The organism is Actinorugispora endophytica (genome assembly GCF_004363075.1).
In the GTDB taxonomy this organism is placed as follows: Bacteria; Actinomycetota; Actinomycetes; order Streptosporangiales; family Streptosporangiaceae; genus Actinorugispora; species Actinorugispora endophytica.
The window spans coordinates 106,389-124,825 of the sequence record NZ_SNYN01000004.1; the positions used below are offsets into that span (position 1 = coordinate 106,389).

Consider the following 18,437-nt stretch of genomic DNA (forward strand, 5'->3'; position numbering starts at 1 on the left):
TCAGTCGGTTTCGCCGCGCCGGTGGCCGTCGTGGTGGGACAGGTTCAGGGCGGTGGTCACCAGGGGGAAGTGGCTGAACGCCTGGGGGAAGTTGCCGACCTGGCGCTTGATGCGGGGGTCGTACTCCTCGGCCAGCAGCCCGACGTCGTTGCGCAGGGCGAGCAGCCGGTCGAACAGCTCGCGGGCCTCCTTCTCCCGGCCGATCGACAGCAGCGCGTTGGCCATCCAGAAGCTGCACGCCAGGAACGCGCCCTCGTCGCCGGGGAGCTTGTCGGCCGTGCCCTCGCGGTCGGTGCGGTAGCGCAGCACGAAGCCGTCCACCATCAGGTCCTCGCGGATCGCCTCGACGGTGCCGATCACGCGCGGGTCGTCGTAGGGCAGGAAGCCCACCTCGGGGATGAGCAGCAGCGAGGCGTCCAGTTCGTGGCTGCCGTAGTACTGGGTGAAGGTGTTGCGCTCGGAGTCGTAGCCGTACTCGCACACCTCGGCGTGGATGGTGTCACGCAGGGCCCGCCAGCGCTCCAGCGGCCCCTCCTTGCCGTGCTCCTCGATCATCCGCACCGCGCGGTCGGCGGCGACCCAGGCCATGACCTTGGAGTGCACGAAGTGCTGGCGGGGTCCGCGGACCTCCCACAGGCCCTCGTCGGGCTCGTCCCAGCACCACTCCAGGTAGTTGACGAGGGAGCGCTGCAGGCCCCACACGTGCTCGTCGGCGCTCATCCCGGACCGCGTCGCGAGATGCAGCACGTCCATGACCTCGCCGTACACGTCGAGCTGGTACTGGCCCACCGCGGCGTTGCCGATGCGGACCGGGCGGGAGCCCTCGTAGCCGGGCAGCCACTCGGCCTCCCACTCGGAGAGCCGCCGCTCGCCGCGCACCCCGTACATGATCTGGATGTGCTGGGGCTCCCCCGCGACCGCGCGCAGCAGCCAGCTCCGCCAGGCGTGCGCCTCGTCGGTGTAGCCGCTGCGGATCAGCGCCTCCAGGGTGATGGTGGCGTCGCGCAGCCAGCAGTAGCGGTAGTCCCAGTTGCGCACGCCGCCGAGGTCCTCGGGCAGCGAGGTGGTGGGCGCGGCCACGATGCCGCCGGTCGGCCGGTAGGTGAGCGCTTTGAGGGTGATCAGCGAGCGCACGACGGCGTCGCGGTACTGGCCCTCGTAGGTGCACTTGTCGACCCACTGGCGCCAGAACCGCTCGGTCTGGGACAGGGCCTTCTCCGCGTCCAGGTGGTCGCTCTCCTCCACGTGGGAGGGCTGCCAGGACAGCACGAACGGCACGCGCTGGCCCGCGGTCACGGTGAAGTCCGCGTCGTGCATGAAGTTGTGGCCTTCGAGGGGGACCGGGGTGGTCAGCCAGGCGGAGTCGGGCCCGGCCACGGCCACCACCGCGTTGTCCACCCGGTGGATCCACGGCACGACGTTGCCGTAGTCGAAGCGCAGCCGGACCTCGGTGCTCATCCGCACGGTCCCGCTCACGCCCTCGACGATGCGCACCAGGTGCGGGTGGCCGCCGCGCGGGGGCATGAAGTCGATGATCCGCACGGTGCCGTCGGGGGTGTCCCACTCGGTCTCGAGGATGAGGGTCTCGTGGCGGTACCGGCGGCGGGTGGCGTCGCGCTCGCCCTCGGCGGGGCGGATCCACCAGTTGCCGTTCTGCTCGTCGCCCAGCAGCGCGGTGAAGCAGGCGGGGGAGTCGAAGTGCGGCATGCACATCCAGTCGACGGAGCCGTCCCGCCCGACCAGGGCAGCGGTCTGCATGTCGCCGATCATCGCGTAGTCCTCGATCAATCCGGACACGCCGATCACCCCCATCAAGATCCCGAATCGTATGCACGCGAACAGGCAGCCGGATACGGAGGGCGCGATGGTGTGACGGCCACACCCGAGCCCCCGTTGGCTCTGCTCCAGGCAACGTTAGTCATGCCCGGGACCGTCTGTTGCAACCTGGGCCGCCGCGTAGGTCACGTTCCCAACACAACGCCCGTGAAGTCCTGGTTTCGCAGGGGGGAAAGATAAGAAAAATTCCCAACGCCCCCTTCGTGCCAGTTGTCGTTTTCGCGAAGGTGCTGCTCAAACGGTACTTTTGGGTAAGCATATGCGCTGGGAGCAAGAACATCCCCCTGTGATCCGAATGCGCCCGAGCGGTGGGAAACCGCTTTCTGGAGAACGGCCGCAGAGCCTGTTCAGCCCTGTTCCGCCCGGTCGACGTCGAACATCGGGATGAACACCTGGGCCAGCGGTCCGATCGCCACCATGAACAGCAGCGTCCCCACACCCACCGTCCCACCCAGCAGGAAGCCCGCGGCCAGGACGGTCGCCTCGACGAGGGTCCGGCCCAGCCGGATCGACATGCCGCGCTCGGCCAGGCCCGTCATGAGGCCGTCGCGGGGCCCGGGGCCCAGGCGCGCGCCGATGTACAGGCCGCTGCCCACGGCCACGGCGACGATGCCCAGGACGAGCATGAGCGCCCGCGCCGGCAGGGAGCCGGGCTCGGGCAGCCACAGCAGCGAGGCGTCCAGGGTCAGGCCGATGACCACCACGTTGCTGACGGTTCCCAGTCCCACCCGCTGGCGCAGCGGGATCCACAGCAGGACCACCGCGGCGCCCAGGACGATGTTCCAGGTGCCGATCGACCAGCCCGTCCGCAGGTGCAGGCCCTGGTGCAGCACGTCCCACGGGTTGGCCCCCAGGTGCGCGGCCACCTGCATGGCCGAGCCGAGACCGAACAGGTGGAGCCCGAGGAGGAGCTGGATGAGCCGGCGCGGCCGGGGGGAGGGCAGGAGCGGGGAGACGAACATCCGCGAGAGCAGGCCGACAGGATCGGACGATTGGCGCGAAACGGTGTTTTCGGGAGGATCGAACTGGGCCATGGAGGCAATATTGGCGTGATAGAACGGGGTTTGACAGGGCCAATCGAGGAAAGTGGCGCCATGGCGGTCGGCGAGCGACGGATCAACGGGCACCTGCTGGCCAAGCTGATCGGGGCGAGGGCGCGGGAACGGCCCTACTACCTGGGAATCGGCCGGGCCGTCAGCGGGCTGGTCCTGGACGGGCGCGTGCCCACCCACACGAGGCTGCCCGCCGAGCGGGACCTCGCCCTGGCGCTGCGCGTCAGCCGCAACACCGTCACCGCCGCCTACACCTGGCTGCGCGAGAACGGCTACCTCGACAGCCGCCAGGGGGCGGGCAGCTGGACGGTGCTGCCCGACAGCGGCGGGGGCAGCCCGCTGTTCGCCCCCGAGTCCGAGCACATCGACCTCGCCCTGGCCGCGCCGCCCGCCGTCGAAGGCCTCGCCGAGGCCGCGCGCCTGGCCGTGAGCCAGCTCTCCGCGCACGTGGGCGGCCAGGGCTACGCCGCGCTGGGGCTGCCCGAACTGCGGCACGCCATGGCCCGCCGCTACGTCGAGCGGGGCCTGCCCACCAGCCCCGACCAGATCTTCGTCACCAACGGCGCCCAGCAGGCCGTGGCCATGCTCATGGAGATGCTGGTCGACCCCGGCGACCCGGTCCTGGTGGAGTCGCCCACCTACCCGCACCCGCTGGCCACGGCGCGGAGCCTGGGCGCGCGGCTGCGCACCGTCGGGGTGGCGCCCGGCGGGTGGGAGATGGAGTACGCGCTGGACGCCTTCCGGCAGTGGCGGCCTCGCGCGGCCTACCTGATCCCGGACTTCCACAACCCCACCGGCGCGCTCATGGACGACGCCGAGCGCGCCGCCGTGGTGGCCGAGGCACGCCGGACCGGCACCAGTCTGGTCGTGGACGAGAGCGTCGCCGAACTCGCCATCGACGCGGGCGACCAGCCCGCGCCCATGGCCGTCCACGACACCGACGGCCGCGTCTTCACCGTGGGCGCGGCCACCAAACTCCTGTGGGGCGGCCTGCGGATCGGCTGGATCCGCAGCACCCCCGCGATGGTGTCCCGGCTGCGCCTGCTGCGCCAGCGCCTCGACCTGGCCTCCCCCGTCGTGGAGCAGCTCATCGTCACGCGCCTGCTCGCCGACGTCACCCGGGTGCGCGCCGAACGCAGCCGCCAGCTGCGCCGCAACCGCGACACCCTCACCGCGGCCCTGCGCGAGCACCTGCCCGACTGGCGCTTCACCACCCCCGGCGGCGGCCTGGTGCTGTGGGCCAGGATGCCGCACCCGGTCGCCACCGCCCTGGCCGCGGCCGCCGAGCGCTACGGCGTGCGCCCGGCCCCCGGGCCGGTCTTCGGCACCGAGGGCACTCTGGAGCACTACGTGCGCCTGTCCTTCACCCAGCCCCCCGAGATCCTGCGCGACGCGGTGCGCCGCCTCGCCGACGCCTACACCGACACCGTCACCCGCCCCGCCCCGCAGCCCAGGGACCTGTACGTCTAGGGAGTCCCCGGCGCGGGGGTGTTTCGGACTCCGCCTCCCGGTGATCTTGACCTTTTCGGGGTCTCAACCGTCTCTGAGACCCCGAAAAGGTCAAGATCACCGGACAGGGGTCCTGTGGTCCGCGCGATCCGGGAGGATCACCCGGTCGGCTTCTCCGCCCGGGGCTGACGGGCTGTCGGCGACGCCTGGGGGGCGGCCGGGCGGTAGCGGCGCTCGGGACGGCCGGTCGCGCCGTAGCGCAGGCGGACCAGGGCGCTGCCCGAGTCCACCAGGTGCTCCAGGTAGCGCCGGGCGCTCACCCGGGACAGCCCCACCAGTTCGCCGCACTCGGTCGCGGACAGGTCGCCGCCGCAGTCGCCGAGCGCCTTCGCCACCAGGTCCCGGGTCTGCTCGGTCAGGCCCTTGGGCAGCGGCCCGCCGCGGCCGCCGCCGAACATGCGGTCCACCTCGGCCTGGCCGATCTCGGGGGAGGTGGACAGGCGCTGGTCGAGCTGGCGGTAGCGGTCCAGCCGCTCCCACAGCGCCTCCGGGGAGAACGGCTTGATGAGGTAGTGCACGACGCCGCCGCGCATCGCCGCGCGGATCGTGCCCACGTCCCGCGCCGCCGTCACCGCCAGCACGTCCACGGCCGGGCCGGGGCGCTCGCGCAGCCGCCGCAGCACCTCCAGGCCCGACATGTCCGGCAGGTAGACGTCCAGCAGCACCAGGTCCGGGCGCAGCCGGTCCGCCGCCGCCAGCGCGTTCGCGCCGGTGTGCGCCTCGCCGACCACGGTGAACCCGGCCACCCGTTCGACCAGGCCCCGGTTCACCCGCGCCACCATGAAGTCGTCGTCCACGACGAGTACCGCCACGTCGTTCATGTCAGCGTCATCCCCGTCGTCTCGTCTTGTCGGGAGCGGTCGGGCCGCTCGTCCAGCGGCAGGCGGGCGGTGAACACCGCGCCGCCGTCGTTGCGGACCCGGACCGAGCCGCCGCGCCGCCGGCAGATCAGCCGGATGATGGCCAGGCCGAGGCCGCGCGGGTCGTCCGTGCCGGACCGCTTGGTGCTGAAGCCCTGCGCGAAGATCGCCTCGGACAGGTGCGCGGCCACGCCCGGCCCGGTGTCGGCCACTGTGACCACCGCGTCGCCGCCGTCGGAGTCCACCGTCACGCGCACCGCGCCGCCGCCCTGGCCGCGCATCGCGTCGAGGGCGTTGTCGACCAGGTTCCCGACCACCGTCACCAGGTCGCCGGACAGGTCGGCGTCCAGCTCGCCCAGGCCCCGCCCGTCGACGGTGAAGTCCGTGCCGCGCTCGGCGGCCATCGCGGACTTGGCGATGAGCAGCGCGGCCAGCGACATGTCCCGCACCCGGGCGGTGACCGCCTGGGCGGTGTGCTCCTGGGCGCGCGAGGCGCGCGTGATGAACCGGACCGCCTCGTCGTACTCCTCCAGCGCGATCAGCCCGCCCACGGTGTGCATCCGGTTGGAGAACTCGTGCGCCTGGGCGCGCAGCGCCTCGGTGGTGTGCCGGGTGACGTCGAGCTCGCGGCGCAGCTCCAGCAGTTCGGTGCGGTCGCGCAGCGTCGTGACCGAGCCGATCCGCTCCCCGCGCGAGGTCATCGGCATCCGGTTCAGCGTGATCACCCGGTCGGTGAGCAGGACCACCTGCTCGGACCCCTCGCCGCCGCCCGAGAGCACCCCGTACAGGTAGGGCTCGGTGACCACCTCGGCCAGCGGGCGGCCCAGGCAGTCCGGCGGCAGGCCCAGCAGGTCCACGGCCTGGGCGTTGGCCAGGGTGATCCTGTCCGCCAGGTCCAGGCCCAGCACGCCCTCCTTGACCCCGTGCAGCATCGCCTCGCGCTGCTCGACGGTCGCCGCGATCTGGCGCGGCTCCATGCCCAGGGTCTGGCGTTTGATCCGGGCGGCCAGCAGCAGCGAGCCCAGGGCGCCGAGCCCGCCCGCCGCGCCCAGGTAGATCACGAGGTACGGGGTGGCCAGGTCGAAGTGCCGCCACCACGGCGGGAAGTCGCGCGCGGCCGAGACCACGCCGATCAGCTCGCCCTGGTCGCTGAACACCGGCACGTGCGCGGCCAGCGCGGGCGAGTGCTCCTCGGGCTCCCAGGGGTCGGGCTCGGTGGCGCCGGTCCACGCCCGCCCCTCCAGGACCCGGCTCCCGCCCAGGGGCATGGTCTCGCCCAGGTCGTCGGGGTCGTCGGTGGCGAAGACCAGGCCCCGCTCGTCGGCGATGACGATCGCGCTGATCCCGGTGATGTCCCGGGTGTTGGCGGCGGTGCTGGTCAGCGGGGTGGCGAGTTCCTGGTCCAGGCCCAGGCGCACCGTCGGCAGCGCGGCCACGTTCTCGGCGACCGAGCGCAGCCGGGCGCCCTCCACGCTGGTGAAGCGGGTGATCGACTGGTTCATGGACAGTCCCGCCACGGCGGCGAGCACCACCAGCATGATGCCCAGCTGGAAGGCGAGGAACTGCCCGGCGAGCGTCCACCGCCTGCGCGAAGACCGCACGTTGGGTCCTCCTCTCGCGGGCCCCTGTGGCCCACATCACGACGATCACACGCGGCGCGTCCGCTTGGCGAGTCGGCGGGCCAATCGTCAACAAGGTCGTTATGACCACAAAGACCGAAAACACCATTGCCTCCGCAACCGTGACCCAGGTCACGGACGTGGGGCAGGATCAGGCACGTTCCACCCCGACCGTCCGGTGGGCCGGGAACGCGGCATCCCTCCCACTCCCACGCCGCTCCGGCGCGCCCCCTCCCTTCCCAGGGGCGCGCCGACCGGTCCGCCGGACGCACCACACCATCCAGGAGACGACATGCCGACACCGGCCCGATCCACCCGCGGTCCCGCTGGGCTCCGACTCGGCGCGCTGGCCGCGTCCGCGCTGCTGGCCGCGACCGCGCTCACCGCCTGCGGCACCGGCGCGCAGCAGGAGGGAGCGCCCCTCGCGGGGCTGCGCATCATGGTCCCCAACGCGCCCGGCGGCGGCTACGACGTGACCGCGCGCAACGCCGCCCGCGCCATGGAGGACGCCGGGATCACCGGCAACGTCGAGGTGTTCAACCTGGCCGGGGCGGGCGGCACCGTGGGCCTGGCCCGCGTGGTCGGCGAGGCCGGCAACGGCGAACTCCTGATGAGCATGGGCCTGGGCGTGGTCGGCGCCTCCTTCACCAACGACTCGGAGGCGACCCTCGCCGAGACCACCCCGATCGCGCGCCTGACCCAGGAGGCCGACGCGATCGTGGTCGCCGCCGACTCGCCCTACCAGGACCTCGGCGACCTGCTGGAGGACTGGCGGGCCGACCCGGGCGCCGTCGCGGTGGGCGGGGGCTCGTCCCCGGGCGGGCCCGACCACCTGGCGCCGATGCTGACCGCCGAGGCCGCCGGGATCGACCCCGCCGACGTCAACTACATCTCCTACGACGGCGGCGGCGAACTGCTCGCCGCCGTGCTGGGCGGGCAGGTCGCTTTCGGCGTCTCGGGCGCGGCGGAGTTCATGGACCAGATCGAGGCGGGCGAGCTGCGGGTGCTGGCCGTGACCAGCGCCGAACCGGCGCAGGGCCTCGACGGCGTCCCCACCCTCCAGGACGAGGGCCTGGACGTGGACTTCGTCAACTGGCGCGGCCTGGTCGCCCCGCCCGGACTGGACGCCGAGGACGAGCAGGCGCTGAGCGAGGCCGTCGAGGAGCTCCACGGCAGCCAGGAGTGGAAGGACATCCTGGAGACCAACGGCTGGACCGACGCCTACCTGCCGGGCGCGGAGTTCGGCGAGTTCATGGACTCGGAGACGCGGCGCGTGGACGACGTCCTCACCGACCTGGGGCTGCTGTGACCCCCGCGCCGGCGCCCGAGGCCACCCGTCCGGCGCCGGAGGCGACCCGGTGGTGGACGGGGCGGGCCGAACTCGGCGTCTGCGTCTTCCTCTACGTCGTCGCCGCGCTCGTGCTCGCCGACGCCGCGACCCTGGACAGCGGGCTGACCCAGCAGCGCGGCCCCGTCGGCCCGGCCGCGGTGCCCGTGCTGGTCGGCGTGCTGCTCGCGGTGGTCGCCACGCTGCTGGTCGTGGACGTGCTGCGCGGCGGCACCGGCGCCGCGGAGGACGGCGAGGACGTGGACCCCGACGCCCGCAGCGACTGGCGCACCGTCATCCTGCTGGCCGCGGCCTTCCTGGTCAACGCCGCCGTCATCGACACGGCCGGGTGGATCGTCTCGGGCGCGCTGCTGTTCTGGGGCGCGAGCTTCGCTCTGGGCAGCAGGCACTGGGTCCGCGACCCGCTCCTCGCCGTGGGCCTGTCCCTGGGCAGCTACCTGATGTTCTCCGCGCTGGGCGTGTGGCTGCCCGCGGGCCCGTTCGAGGGGATCCTCTGATGCCGGAGACGCTCGACAACCTGATGATGGGCTTCGCCACCGCGCTGACCCCGGTGAACCTGCTCTACGCCCTGATCGGGGTGGCTCTGGGCACCGCGATCGGCGTGCTTCCCGGGATCGGCCCGGCGATGGCGGTGGCGCTGCTGCTGCCCGTCACCTACGGGCTGGACCCGGCGGGCGCGTTCATCATGTTCGCCGGGATCTACTACGGCGGGATGTACGGCGGGTCCACCACCGCGATCCTGATCAACACCCCCGGGGAGGCCGCCTCGGTGATCACCGCGGTGGAGGGCAACCAGATGGCCAAGCGCGGCCGGGCCGCGCAGGCGCTGGCCACCGCCGCCATCGGCTCCTTCATCGCGGGCACGATCGGCACCCTGCTGATGGTGTTCACCGCCCCGGTGATGGTGTCGCTCGCGCTGACCTTCGGCGCCGGGGACTACTTCGCCGTCATGCTGCTGGCGTTCGTCGCGGCCTGCTCGGTGCTGGGCAAGTCCCGGGTCCGGGGCTTCGCCTCGCTCGGGATCGGACTCGCCATCGGCCTGGTGGGCCTGGACTCCACCACGGGGCAGTCCCGGCTCAGCTACGGCGTCCCGCAGCTGGCCGACGGCGTGGACGTGGTCATCGTGGCCGTGGGCATCTTCGCCGTCGGCGAGGCGCTGTGGGTGGCCTCCCGGCTGCGCCGGACCCCCGCCGAGGTCATCCCGGTGGGCCGGGTGTGGATGGGCCGCGACGACTGGAAGCGGTCCTGGAAGCCGTGGCTGCGCGGCAGCTTCATGGGCTTCCCGTTCGGGGCGCTGCCCGCCGGAGGCTCCGAGCTGCCCACGTTCCTGTCGTACATGCTGGAGCGCAGGCTCGCCCGGAACCCGGGGGAGTTCGGCCGGGGCGCCATCGAGGGCGTCGCCGGGCCCGAGGCCACCAACAACTCCTCGGCCGCGGGCGTGCTGGTGCCCATGCTCACCCTGGGCCTGCCCACCACGGCGGTCGCCGCCGTCATGCTGACCGCCTTCCAGCAGTACGGCCTGCAGCCGGGGCCGCTGCTGTTCGAGCGCGAGCCCGAGCTCGTCTGGGGGCTCATCGCGAGCCTGTTCATCGGCAACGCGATGCTGCTCGCGCTCAACCTGCCGCTGGCCCCGATGTGGGCCCGGCTGCTGCGCATCCCGCGCCCGTACCTGTACGCGGGGATCCTGTTCTTCGCCGCGGTCGGGATGTACGCGGTGAACGCCTCGGCGCTGGACCTGGTGCTGCTGCTGTTGCTGGGGCTGCTGGGGTTCATGATGCGGAGGTTCGGGCTGCCCGTTATCCCGCTGGTCATCGGGGTGATCCTGGGACCGATGGCCGAGCTCCAGCTGCGGCGGGCGCTGCAGCTCAGCAACGGCTCCCCCGTCGGTCTGGTCGAGTCGCCCCTGAGCATCGGGGTGTACGCCGTCATCGGGCTCCTGCTGCTGTGGCCGCTGGTCCGCCTCGCCGTGCGCGGTGCGGCCGGGGGAGGCGCCGGGCCGGACGCGCGGCGCGAGGACACCGGTCCGGAAGCGGACCGGGAGGCGGAGGCCCGCCCGGGGGTCTGACCCCGCCCGGACGCGCCTTCGCCGGCGGCACCGACACCGGGGCCGCCGACGGAGGCGCGGCGCCTTCCGCGCCCAGGGGGCGCCGGTCAGGCCGACGACACCCGCGCGGCGAAGCGGGCGACCTCCGCCAGGACCTCCTCGCGGTTGGTCTCGTTGAAGACCTCGTGCCGCGCGCCCGGGAACACCCGGGCCGCGGTGTCGGGCCCCGCCAGCGCGGTGATCCCGGCCAGCGTGCCGTCCAGGGGCACCAGCGCGTCGTCGGAGCCGTGCAGCCACAGCAGGGGGACGCCGTCCAGGCGGCCCGCCCCGGCGGCGCGCCCCAGCTCGGTCCGGACCGCCTCCAGGGTGGGTCGCTTGAACGGGCCGTGCCAGACGAGCTCGTCCGCGGCGTAGGCCGCGCCCACCAGCGGGTCCCTGGACAGCGTCGCGGTGTCGATAGGAGCGTCGGGGATCCCGGGCGCGGCCAGCAGCCGGTCCACCACCGCCCAGCGGCCGAGCACCGGGCCGCTGAGCACCAGGCCCGCCACGGCCTCGGGACGGGTCTGGGCGTACCGGGCGGCGATCAGCCCGCCCAGCGAGTGCCCCACGAGCACCAGGGGGAGCGAGCGGTAGGCCGAGCGCGCCTGGGTGACGACGCGGTGCACGTCCTCGACCACCCCCGCGAAGTCCTCGACCAGCACCCGCTCGCCGGACGAGCGCCCGTGCCCCCGGTGGTCCAGGCCGTAGCAGACCGCGCCGCGTCCGCACAGCCACCGCGCCACGTGCTCGTACCGTCCGATGTGCTCGCCGTAGCCGTGCACCAGCACCACCAGGTGGTCCGGCTCGCCCTCGACCGCCGCCCACGCCCTGACGTGCCGCCGCTCCGACCCCAGGGGCCCGCCCGGCAGGCTCCACTCACGCGTACTGACCACGGTGTTCCCCGTTCCTCGTGCGATCCGACCGGCACCCCAGGAATACCAGGCGGACGCGGCCCCGGAGCGCCCGCCCCGGCGGACCGCGCGCGCGGGGAGGGACGCCCCGAAGGATCGTGTCGCCGCCGTCTCCTATGGTGGGGAGCGTGACGGGAGCGGCCCCACGTCTCCCGCGCCCTGGCACTGCCACTGTTCTGGGAGGTGACGCCGGTGCTGTCCGATTCCTACGGGAGGGTGGCCACCGACCTGAGGGTCTCCCTCACCGATCGCTGCAATCTGCGGTGCACCTACTGCATGCCGGCCGAAGGGCTCGACTGGCTGCCCAAGCCCGAACTTCTCACCGACGACGAGCTCAACCGGCTCATCCGCGTCGGTGTGACCATGCTCGGCATCGAGGAGGTGCGCTTCACCGGCGGAGAGCCGCTGCTGCGCAAGGGCCTGCCCGGCATCCTGGCGGCCACCACGGCGCTGGAACCGCGTCCCAGGACCGCGCTCACCACCAACGGGATCGGGCTGGCCCGCATCGCCCCCGCCCTGGCCGAGGCCGGTCTGGACCGCGTCAACGTCTCCCTGGACACCCTGGACCCCGAGGTCTTCGAGCGCCTGTCCCGCCGGCGGCGGCTGCCCGACGTCCTGGCCGGCCTGGCGGGCGCCGCCGAGGCCGGGCTCACCCCCGTCAAGGTCAACACGGTGCTGATGCGCGGCGTCAACGACACCGAGGCGGTGGACCTGCTCGCCTACTGCCTGGAGCACGGTTACCGGCTGCGCTTCATCGAGCAGATGCCGCTGGACGCCCAGCACGGCTGGCGGCGCGACGACATGATCACCGCCGACGAGATCCTGGACCGCCTCGGCGCCGCCTACGACCTGGAGCCCGAAGACGCGCAGGAGCGCGGCAGCGCCCCTGCGGAGTCCTTCCTCGTCAACGGCGGCCCCGCGACGGTCGGCGTCATCGGCTCGGTCACCCGCCCCTTCTGCGGGGCCTGCGACCGGGTCCGGCTCACCGCCGACGGCCAGATCCGCAACTGCCTGTTCGCACGCGAGGAGTCGGACCTGCGCGCCCTCCTGCGCGCGGGCGCCGACGACGCCGAGATCGCCGGACGCTGGCGCGCCGCCGTGGCGGGCAAGCTCCCCGGACACGGCATCAACGACCCCAGCTTCCTGCAGCCGGCGCGGCCGATGTCGGCGATCGGGGGCTGAGGAGCGGGAAAACCGGTTGCCGCGCGGGCGCGCGCTCTGGCCTCATAGGGCGTGGCCGGGAGCACGTCCCGGCCGCGCCCGGCGGGCACCGGCCCCGTCGCGCCGTCGAAAGGAAGGTCGCCATGCCGTACACCGAGAGCCCGGGGGAGCGGGTCCCGATCCGGATGTGGGCCGACCCGCGGGCGGTGGAGCAGGCCGCCATGGACCAGCTCCGCAACGTCACCACGCTGCCGTGGGTGCACGGCCTGGCCGTGATGCCCGACGTGCACTACGGCAAGGGCGCCACCGTGGGCTCGGTCATCGCGATGCGCGACGCGGTCTCCCCGGCGGCGGTGGGCGTGGACATCGGCTGCGGGATGACCGCGGTCAGGTCCTCGCTGCGCGCCGAGGACCTGCCCGACGACCTGGGGCGGCTGCGCGCCGCGCTGGAGAAGGCGGTCCCCGTCGGCTTCCGGGCGCACAAGGAGCCCGTCGACCCGCGCGGCGTCCCCGGCGTCAGGAGCGGCGACTGGGACGGCTTCTGGGAGCGCTTCGACTCCCTGGCCGAGGCCGTGCGCCCGCGCCGGGAGCGCGCCGCGAGCCAGATCGGCACCCTCGGCGGCGGCAACCACTTCCTGGAGGTCTGCCTGGACGACTCCGGCGCGGTGTGGATCGTGCTGCACTCGGGGTCGCGCAACATTGGCAAGGAGCTCGCCGAGCACCACATCGGCGCGGCCCGCGCGCTGCCGCACAACCAGGACCTGCCCGACCGGGACCTCGCGGTCTTCCTCTCGGGCACGCCCGAGATGGACGCCTACCGCCGCGACCTGTTCTGGGCGCAGGACTACGCCCGCCGCAACCGCGACGTCATGATGGGCCTGGCCTGCGGCGTGCTGCGCGACGAGTTCCCGCAGGCGCGGTTCGAGCAGTGGATCTCCTGCCACCACAACTACGTCGCGGAGGAGACCTACGACGGCGTGGACGTGCTCGTCACCCGCAAGGGCGCGATCCGGGCCGGGCGCGGCGACCTCGGCATCATCCCGGGGTCCATGGCCACCGGAACCTACATCGTGCGGGGGCTGGGCAACCCCGATTCGTTCAACTCCGCCTCGCACGGAGCGGGCCGGCGCATGAGCCGCAACAAGGCCCGGAAGACCTTCACCGAGGCCGACCTGGTCGAGCAGACCAGGGGCGTGGAGTGCCGCAAGGACGCCGGGGTCGTCGACGAGATCCCCGCCGCCTACAAGGACCTCGACGAGGTCATCGAGGCCCAGACGGACCTCGTCGAGGTCGTGGCGCGCCTGCGCCAGGTCGTCTGCGTCAAGGGCTGAGCCGCCCGGCCGAGGGCGCCACCGGCTCCCACCAGCGGTCTCCCGATCCCGTTGGGAACCGGCGTTTCGCCGTGCGCGGACAGGGCAGCCGCAATGGCGAAGCTCCCAACGCCGGGCGACGCGCCCGGTCCGACACCGATCGGGAGGCAGTGGGAAATGGATACCGGCCTGATCATCGGCCTCGCGGTGTTCCTCGGCCTGGCGGTGATCGCGGTCGCCGCGGTCTTCGCGCTGAAGACGCCGGGGCGCACCGAGCGCCTGAAGGAGAAGTTCGGCCCCGAGTACGACCGCGTGGTGGGCGACCACGGCCGCAAGGGCGCCGAGCACGAACTGCTCCGGCGCGAGAAGCGGCACTCGGAACTCCACCTGCGCGAACTCGACCCCGAGGCGCGCGCCTGGTACGAGCAGGAGTGGGCGCTGGTCCAGGAACGCTTCGTCGACGACCCCAACACCGCGGTGGCCGACGCCGACCGCCTCATGACCCGGGTGATGGCCGAGCGCGGCTACCCCACCGAAGACCACGAGCAGCAGGCCGCGGACCTGTCCGTGGAGCACGCCGGGACCATCGGCAGCTACCGGGACGCCCGCGAGACCGCCGAACGCGGCACCGCCGGCGAGGCGACCACCGAGGAGCTGCGCACCGCCATGGTGCGCTACCGCTCGCTCTTCGCCGAACTGCTGGAGCACACCGAGCCCGGCGCGCGGCGGCAGGGCAGGCACTCGCTGACCGACGGGACCCGGGGACGGCACTCCGTACCCGGCCCCCGTGAGTCCGAGACCGACCGCGGGGCGTCCGTGGACTACGGCCGCCGGGACCTCTACTGACGCGACCCGCCACACGGCGAACGAGGAGGCGACGACCGTGACCGAGCACACCAGAGAGACCAGGGACCCCCGGACCGACGCGCACACCCGGGGACGGGAGCACACCGTCCGCACCGTGACGGGCGACGAGGCCCGCGCGGCGGCGCCCGCCCCCCGGCGCGAGGCCGCGACCGGGGCCGGCGCCGGGACGCGGGAGCAGCGCCCGGCAGGCGACGACCGGTTCGACGCGCGCTGGCGCGACATCCAGAGCGGCTTCGTGGACGACCCGCGCGCCAGCGTCGCCGCCGCCGACGCGCTGGTGGGCCAGGGAATCGAACGGCTCACCGGCCGGCTCAACGAACGCAGGCGCGAGGTCGAGGCCGAATGGCAGAAGGAGGGCGGGAACGGCAACGACACCGAACGCCTGCGCGTCGCCCTGCGCGAGTACCGCTCCCTGCTGGAGCAGATGTCCGCCCTGAAATGACCCGCCCCGCCCACCGGGCCGTGGGGCCCTCCCGACCGTCGGAGGGGACCACGGCCCGCGTCCTGCCCGCTGGTCGTGGCCTTCCCGGGGTCTCAACCGCCTCCGAGGCCCCGAAAAGGCCACGACCAGCGGGCAGGAGGGACGCGGGGCACTAGGACAGGCGCAGGCCGAAGCACAGGAGTCCCAACCCGGGCACCGGGGACCAGTCGCGTTCGGGGAGGCGGGCGAAGCCCTCCGAGGCGTACATCCGCTGCGCGGCGACCATGTCGGGCTGGGTGGAGAGCACCAGGTGCCTCGCGCCGTCCCGGGCCGCGCGGTCGACGACGGCGCGCAGGAGCAGCCGGCCCACGCCGCGGCCCTGCGCGGCGGGCGCGACGGCGAGGGCGCGGATCTCGGTCTCCTCCGCCGAGAGGGCGATCTCGCTGCTCTCCCGGAAGGGCATCAGCGTGGCCGTGCCCACGATCTCGTCCCCGTCCACCGCCACGAGCACCGTGCCGTCCCCCGAGGCACCGATCGCGTGCAGCGTGGGGACGTAGTCCGAGTCCCCGGCGAGCAGGCCCTGGCCCACGTAGGTGGTTACCCTGAGATCGCCCACAGAGGGCATTTCGTGGATGTGCGCGTCGCGAACCAGCATGCGGGTCATTCAACCGCATCCGGCGGACCCGGCGCGGGGGAGGGGCGGACGTGGACGGCTTCGACGCGGTGATCCTGGCGGGCGGTGCCGCGCGGCGCCTGGGCGGGGCGGACAAGCCCGGGCTGGACGTGGGCGGGCGCACCCTTCTGGAGCGCGTGGCGGCGGCCGCGCGGGGCGCGGCGTCGACCATCGTGGTGGGGCCGCGGCGCCCGGTCCCGGCGGCCCGCTACGTCCGCGAGGACCCGCCCGGCGCGGGGCCGGTCCCCGCGCTCCGCACCGGGCTGGCCGAGGTGCGTGAACCCTGGTTCGCGCTTCTCGCCGCGGACATGCCGTTCCTGGACGCGGAGGCCGTCGAGGCGCTGCGCGCCGCAGCGGCGCGCGGGGACGGAGCGGTCCTGGCGGACGACCGGGGGCACCCCCAGTGGACGGCCGGGGTGTGGCGCGCGGCGGCCGTGCGCGCGGCCCTGGCCGGATATCCCGGAAGCTCGCTGCGCGGCCTGCTCGCCCCCCTGGAACCGGTCGCGGTGCCGCTGGCCGAGGCCGCCGTCGACTGCGACACCCCCGAGGCGCTGGCCCGTGCCCGCGCCCGGTTCTGAGGCCCCGCCTCAGCCGTCGAAGTCGGCCAGGGCGACCGTCTCACGCAGAAAGCCGCGGCGGTCCAGAAAACCGGACAGGTATTCGCGGTGCTCGGAGCAGGCGAGCCAGGTCTTGCGGCGGTCGGGCGTGTGGATCTTGGGATTGTTCCACACCAGGACCCACTCGGCGCTCTCGCGGCAGCCTTTCCGTGAACACTGCGTATACTCGGGCCCCGAATCCGGAGACGTGCCGTTCGGCCCATTGTGCATTCTTTACCCCCAGGTGCAGCAAACCGCGTGGAGCGGCAAAGAATGGTCAAGATCAGTTATCGCGCAAAGAAAAAGCGACGCCGGGTGGCTACGGGGGCAAGCCACCCGACGTCGCGCACGGTGTTCCGACGGGGGCTCGGGACACCGGCCGTGCGCTCCAGCGGGGGACTGAAGCGCTGAAACCCAATCTACACTGCCGATCCCCCGTGTACGTCAAGAGTCTGTTACGACGTGATCTCGGGAGAGTCCCGCGCTTTCCAGGTTCTTTAGCTCTGAAACACCGACTATCCGACGGCTCCGAGGGGCAGAACCGGAGAAATTTCGGCTAAAGATCCGTTCTGGCCCGGACCAGCGGGTCGTAAAGAGCCGGACGGAAAACCGGGAGGTCGTGACGGCCCCGCCACGGAGCGCAGGGAAGCGCTCCGCGGCGGGGCGGGCCGCCGACGGTGACGACGAGGACCGGCCCCGGTCCCTTCGTCGATCTTGCCCTTATCCGCGTTATGCGTGCGGGTTTAGGACGGTTAAGGCCCGCGGAAGCTAGGAGGCCCGGCTCACCGTGGACATGTTGAAGTCCGGGACGCGCATGGGCGGCATCGCGGTGCGCGTGAAGTAGTCGCCCATCTCGCGTGAGAGGGCCGGGACCGTGCGCCCCACCTCGCTCACCCGCTCCAGCAGTCCCACCGGCGACTCGTTGAACCGGAAGTTGTTCACCGCGCCCTTCACCTCGCCGTCCTCGACCAGGTACACGCCGTCCCGGGTGAGGCCGGTGAGCAGCATGCTGCGCGGGTCCACCACCCGGATGTACCACAGGCAGGTCACCAGCAGGCCCCGCTCGGTGCCCGCCACCATGTCGTCCAGGGACGCGGTGGCGCCGGGCAGCTCCAGGACCAGGTTGTCGGTGTCCGGCGTCACCGGCAGCGCGGTCAGCACCGCCGAGTCGTGCGTCTGCACCAGCCGGGACAGCTCCCCGTCGCTGATCCACTCCGACTCGCGGATCGGCAGCCCGTTGTCGAAGGCGCTGATACGCCGCCCCGGGGAGTCGGCCAGCACGAACGGCGCGCACTCCAGCCCCGGCTCGGCGGGGTTCGAGCGCAGCCGCAGCGGCAGCGGGGACAGCCGCTCGCCCACCCGGGTGCCCGCGCGCTTGGCCGAGAGGGCGGTGCGCCCCTCGAAGGCGTCCCGCGCGCCCATGCCCCAGTACAGGTCGATCATCAGGTCCGCGACCGCCTCGGGGGGCAGCAGCGTCTCGTACCGGCCCGCGGGCAGCTCCACGCTGGTGCGGGCCCAGGCGATCCGGCGGCCCAACTCGGCCTCCAGCGCCTCGACGTCGATGTCGGCGAAGTCCCGGGTGGCCCGCCCCACCCAGGTGGAGTGCCCCGGGTCCGCCGACTTCGCGTTGAGGTCCACCGTCCCGGTCGGCTGGTCGTGGCGCAGCCGCACCCCCGTGGAGGAGCCGAAGAACGTCGAGTTCAGGGAGTGCTCGGCGTACCCGTACAGCTTCACCCCGGCCTTGGCCGAACGCTCGAAGGCGGTGCCCAGGTCAGGCGCGAACGTGGAGAACACCCCGATGTCGGTCGCGGCGGGCGGCGCGTCCCAGTCGCCGCCGACCCCCTGGGCCGCGCCGGTGCCGGGGCCCAGGAGCGGGTGCGCCCCCTCGGCCGGGGGCGCCTCGCGCGCGGCGGCCTCGGCCGAGCGCACCAGGTCCTCCAGCTGGTCGTCGCGCAGCCCGCTGCGCGAGACCGTGCCCACCGACGTGCCTTCGGGCCCCTCGACCAGGGAGACCACGGTGACCTCGCGCCCCCGCGTGACCCCGTTGGTGGTCAGCGAGTTCCCGGCCCAGCGGAGGTTGGCCGTGCTGTTCTCGGTCACCAGCACCATGCAGTCGTCGGCGCGGGACAGCTCCAGCACGCGCTCGGTGACGGCCTGGGCGGACAGGGACTGGCTCACAGTTGACCTCTTC

17 protein-coding genes are annotated in these 18,437 nt (G+C 73.2%); 9 read left to right on the plus strand and 8 right to left on the minus strand.

The genetic code is table 11. The features are described from left to right. Nucleotides 1-1,812, minus strand: a complete 1,812-nt coding sequence (locus EV190_RS08010) for a glycoside hydrolase family 15 protein (RefSeq protein ID WP_243742451.1) — start codon at nucleotides 1,810-1,812, stop codon at nucleotides 1-3. Between the two features lie 371 nt (nucleotides 1,813-2,183). After that, nucleotides 2,184-2,798: a membrane protein YczE gene (gene yczE / locus EV190_RS08015; protein WP_133740991.1), complete on the minus strand. Its 615-nt coding sequence runs from the start codon at nucleotides 2,796-2,798 to the stop codon at nucleotides 2,184-2,186. 132 nt (nucleotides 2,799-2,930) lie between these two features. On the opposite strand from yczE, the gene yczR reads away from it, so the two are divergent. Beyond that, nucleotides 2,931-4,358, plus strand: a complete 1,428-nt coding sequence (gene yczR, locus EV190_RS08020; protein WP_133740845.1) for a MocR-like transcription factor YczR — start codon at nucleotides 2,931-2,933, stop codon at nucleotides 4,356-4,358. 137 nt (nucleotides 4,359-4,495) lie between these two features. Here yczR and EV190_RS08025 read toward each other — a convergent pair whose 3' ends face one another. Then, nucleotides 4,496-5,218, minus strand: coding sequence for a response regulator (locus EV190_RS08025; RefSeq protein ID WP_133740846.1), 723 nt, complete (start codon nucleotides 5,216-5,218; stop codon nucleotides 4,496-4,498). After that, nucleotides 5,215-6,858 (minus strand): sensor histidine kinase, encoded by a 1,644-nt coding sequence (locus tag EV190_RS08030; protein ID WP_243742430.1) that lies wholly within the window; start codon nucleotides 6,856-6,858, stop codon nucleotides 5,215-5,217. Before EV190_RS08030 ends, EV190_RS08025 begins: the two co-directional genes overlap by 4 nt. Nucleotides 6,859-7,168: 310 nt before the next feature. Between EV190_RS08030 and EV190_RS08035 the strand changes: the two genes are divergently transcribed. Genes EV190_RS08035 through EV190_RS08045 form a run of 3 tightly spaced genes read left to right on the plus strand, consistent with a single transcriptional unit; the run spans nucleotide 7,169 to nucleotide 10,289 of the window. Continuing rightward, nucleotides 7,169-8,185 carry a Bug family tripartite tricarboxylate transporter substrate binding protein gene (locus EV190_RS08035; protein WP_133740847.1) on the plus strand — a complete coding sequence of 339 codons (1,017 nt, stop codon included), beginning with the start codon at nucleotides 7,169-7,171 and terminating at the stop codon, nucleotides 8,183-8,185. Continuing rightward, the gene (locus tag EV190_RS08040) at nucleotides 8,182-8,721 is read left to right on the plus strand and encodes a tripartite tricarboxylate transporter TctB family protein (RefSeq protein ID WP_208113099.1); all 540 of its coding nucleotides are present in this window, start codon (nucleotides 8,182-8,184) and stop codon (nucleotides 8,719-8,721) included. Before EV190_RS08035 ends, EV190_RS08040 begins: the two co-directional genes overlap by 4 nt. Next, complete coding sequence (locus EV190_RS08045) at nucleotides 8,721-10,289, plus strand: tripartite tricarboxylate transporter permease (protein WP_133740848.1); 1,569 nt, start codon at nucleotides 8,721-8,723, stop codon at nucleotides 10,287-10,289. Before EV190_RS08040 ends, EV190_RS08045 begins: the two co-directional genes overlap by 1 nt. Before the next feature lie 86 nt (nucleotides 10,290-10,375). Here the strand turns inward: EV190_RS08045 and EV190_RS08050 are convergent, their stop codons facing one another. Next, the gene (locus tag EV190_RS08050) at nucleotides 10,376-11,200 is read right to left on the minus strand and encodes an alpha/beta hydrolase (RefSeq protein WP_133740849.1); all 825 of its coding nucleotides are present in this window, start codon (nucleotides 11,198-11,200) and stop codon (nucleotides 10,376-10,378) included. A gap of 210 nt (nucleotides 11,201-11,410) precedes the next feature. Between EV190_RS08050 and moaA the strand changes: the two genes are divergently transcribed. From moaA to EV190_RS08070, 4 genes are all read left to right on the plus strand, one after another. Beyond that, entirely contained in the window at nucleotides 11,411-12,400 is a 990-nt protein-coding gene (moaA, locus tag EV190_RS08055; RefSeq protein ID WP_133740850.1) for a GTP 3',8-cyclase MoaA, read from the plus strand. Nucleotides 12,401-12,522: 122 nt separating this feature from the next. Continuing rightward, nucleotides 12,523-13,710 carry an RtcB family protein gene (locus tag EV190_RS08060; RefSeq protein ID WP_133740851.1) on the plus strand — a complete coding sequence of 396 codons (1,188 nt, stop codon included), beginning with the start codon at nucleotides 12,523-12,525 and terminating at the stop codon, nucleotides 13,708-13,710. 156 nt (nucleotides 13,711-13,866) lie between these two features. Then, complete coding sequence (locus EV190_RS08065) at nucleotides 13,867-14,535, plus strand: hypothetical protein (RefSeq protein WP_208113100.1); 669 nt, start codon at nucleotides 13,867-13,869, stop codon at nucleotides 14,533-14,535. Nucleotides 14,536-14,572: 37 nt separating this feature from the next. Next, nucleotides 14,573-14,998, plus strand: coding sequence for a hypothetical protein (locus EV190_RS08070; protein ID WP_133740852.1), 426 nt, complete (start codon nucleotides 14,573-14,575; stop codon nucleotides 14,996-14,998). 151 nt (nucleotides 14,999-15,149) lie between these two features. Here EV190_RS08070 and EV190_RS08075 read toward each other — a convergent pair whose 3' ends face one another. After that, entirely contained in the window at nucleotides 15,150-15,632 is a 483-nt protein-coding gene (locus EV190_RS08075) for a GNAT family N-acetyltransferase (RefSeq protein ID WP_133740853.1), read from the minus strand. Nucleotides 15,633-15,682: 50 nt separating this feature from the next. Between EV190_RS08075 and mobA the strand changes: the two genes are divergently transcribed. After that, nucleotides 15,683-16,228: a molybdenum cofactor guanylyltransferase gene (gene mobA / locus EV190_RS08080; RefSeq protein ID WP_133740854.1), complete on the plus strand. Its 546-nt coding sequence runs from the start codon at nucleotides 15,683-15,685 to the stop codon at nucleotides 16,226-16,228. 9 nt (nucleotides 16,229-16,237) lie between these two features. Here the strand turns inward: mobA and EV190_RS24500 are convergent, their stop codons facing one another. Then, nucleotides 16,238-16,381: a hypothetical protein gene (locus EV190_RS24500; RefSeq protein ID WP_394345500.1), complete on the minus strand. Its 144-nt coding sequence runs from the start codon at nucleotides 16,379-16,381 to the stop codon at nucleotides 16,238-16,240. A gap of 633 nt (nucleotides 16,382-17,014) precedes the next feature. Next, the gene (locus EV190_RS08090; RefSeq protein ID WP_133740856.1) at nucleotides 17,015-18,424 is read right to left on the minus strand and encodes a metallopeptidase TldD-related protein; all 1,410 of its coding nucleotides are present in this window, start codon (nucleotides 18,422-18,424) and stop codon (nucleotides 17,015-17,017) included. Between the last annotated feature and the right edge of the window lie 13 nt (nucleotides 18,425-18,437).

What these genes read in the sequence shown, in the direction of transcription:
- EV190_RS08010 (WP_243742451.1), bottom strand. Translation starts at nt 1,812, where the DNA reads ATGGGGGTGATCGGCGTGTCCGGATTGATCGAGGACTACGCGATGATC.
- yczE (WP_133740991.1), bottom strand. Translation starts at nt 2,798, where the DNA reads ATGTTCGTCTCCCCGCTCCTGCCCTCCCCCCGGCCGCGCCGGCTCATC.
- yczR (WP_133740845.1), top strand. Translation starts at nt 2,931, where the DNA reads ATGGCGGTCGGCGAGCGACGGATCAACGGGCACCTGCTGGCCAAGCTG.
- EV190_RS08025 (WP_133740846.1), bottom strand. Translation starts at nt 5,218, where the DNA reads ATGAACGACGTGGCGGTACTCGTCGTGGACGACGACTTCATGGTGGCG.
- EV190_RS08035 (WP_133740847.1), top strand. Translation starts at nt 7,169, where the DNA reads ATGCCGACACCGGCCCGATCCACCCGCGGTCCCGCTGGGCTCCGACTC.
- EV190_RS08045 (WP_133740848.1), top strand. Translation starts at nt 8,721, where the DNA reads ATGCCGGAGACGCTCGACAACCTGATGATGGGCTTCGCCACCGCGCTG.
- EV190_RS08060 (WP_133740851.1), top strand. Translation starts at nt 12,523, where the DNA reads ATGCCGTACACCGAGAGCCCGGGGGAGCGGGTCCCGATCCGGATGTGG.
- EV190_RS08065 (WP_208113100.1), top strand. Translation starts at nt 13,867, where the DNA reads ATGGATACCGGCCTGATCATCGGCCTCGCGGTGTTCCTCGGCCTGGCG.
- EV190_RS08075 (WP_133740853.1), bottom strand. Translation starts at nt 15,632, where the DNA reads ATGCTGGTTCGCGACGCGCACATCCACGAAATGCCCTCTGTGGGCGAT.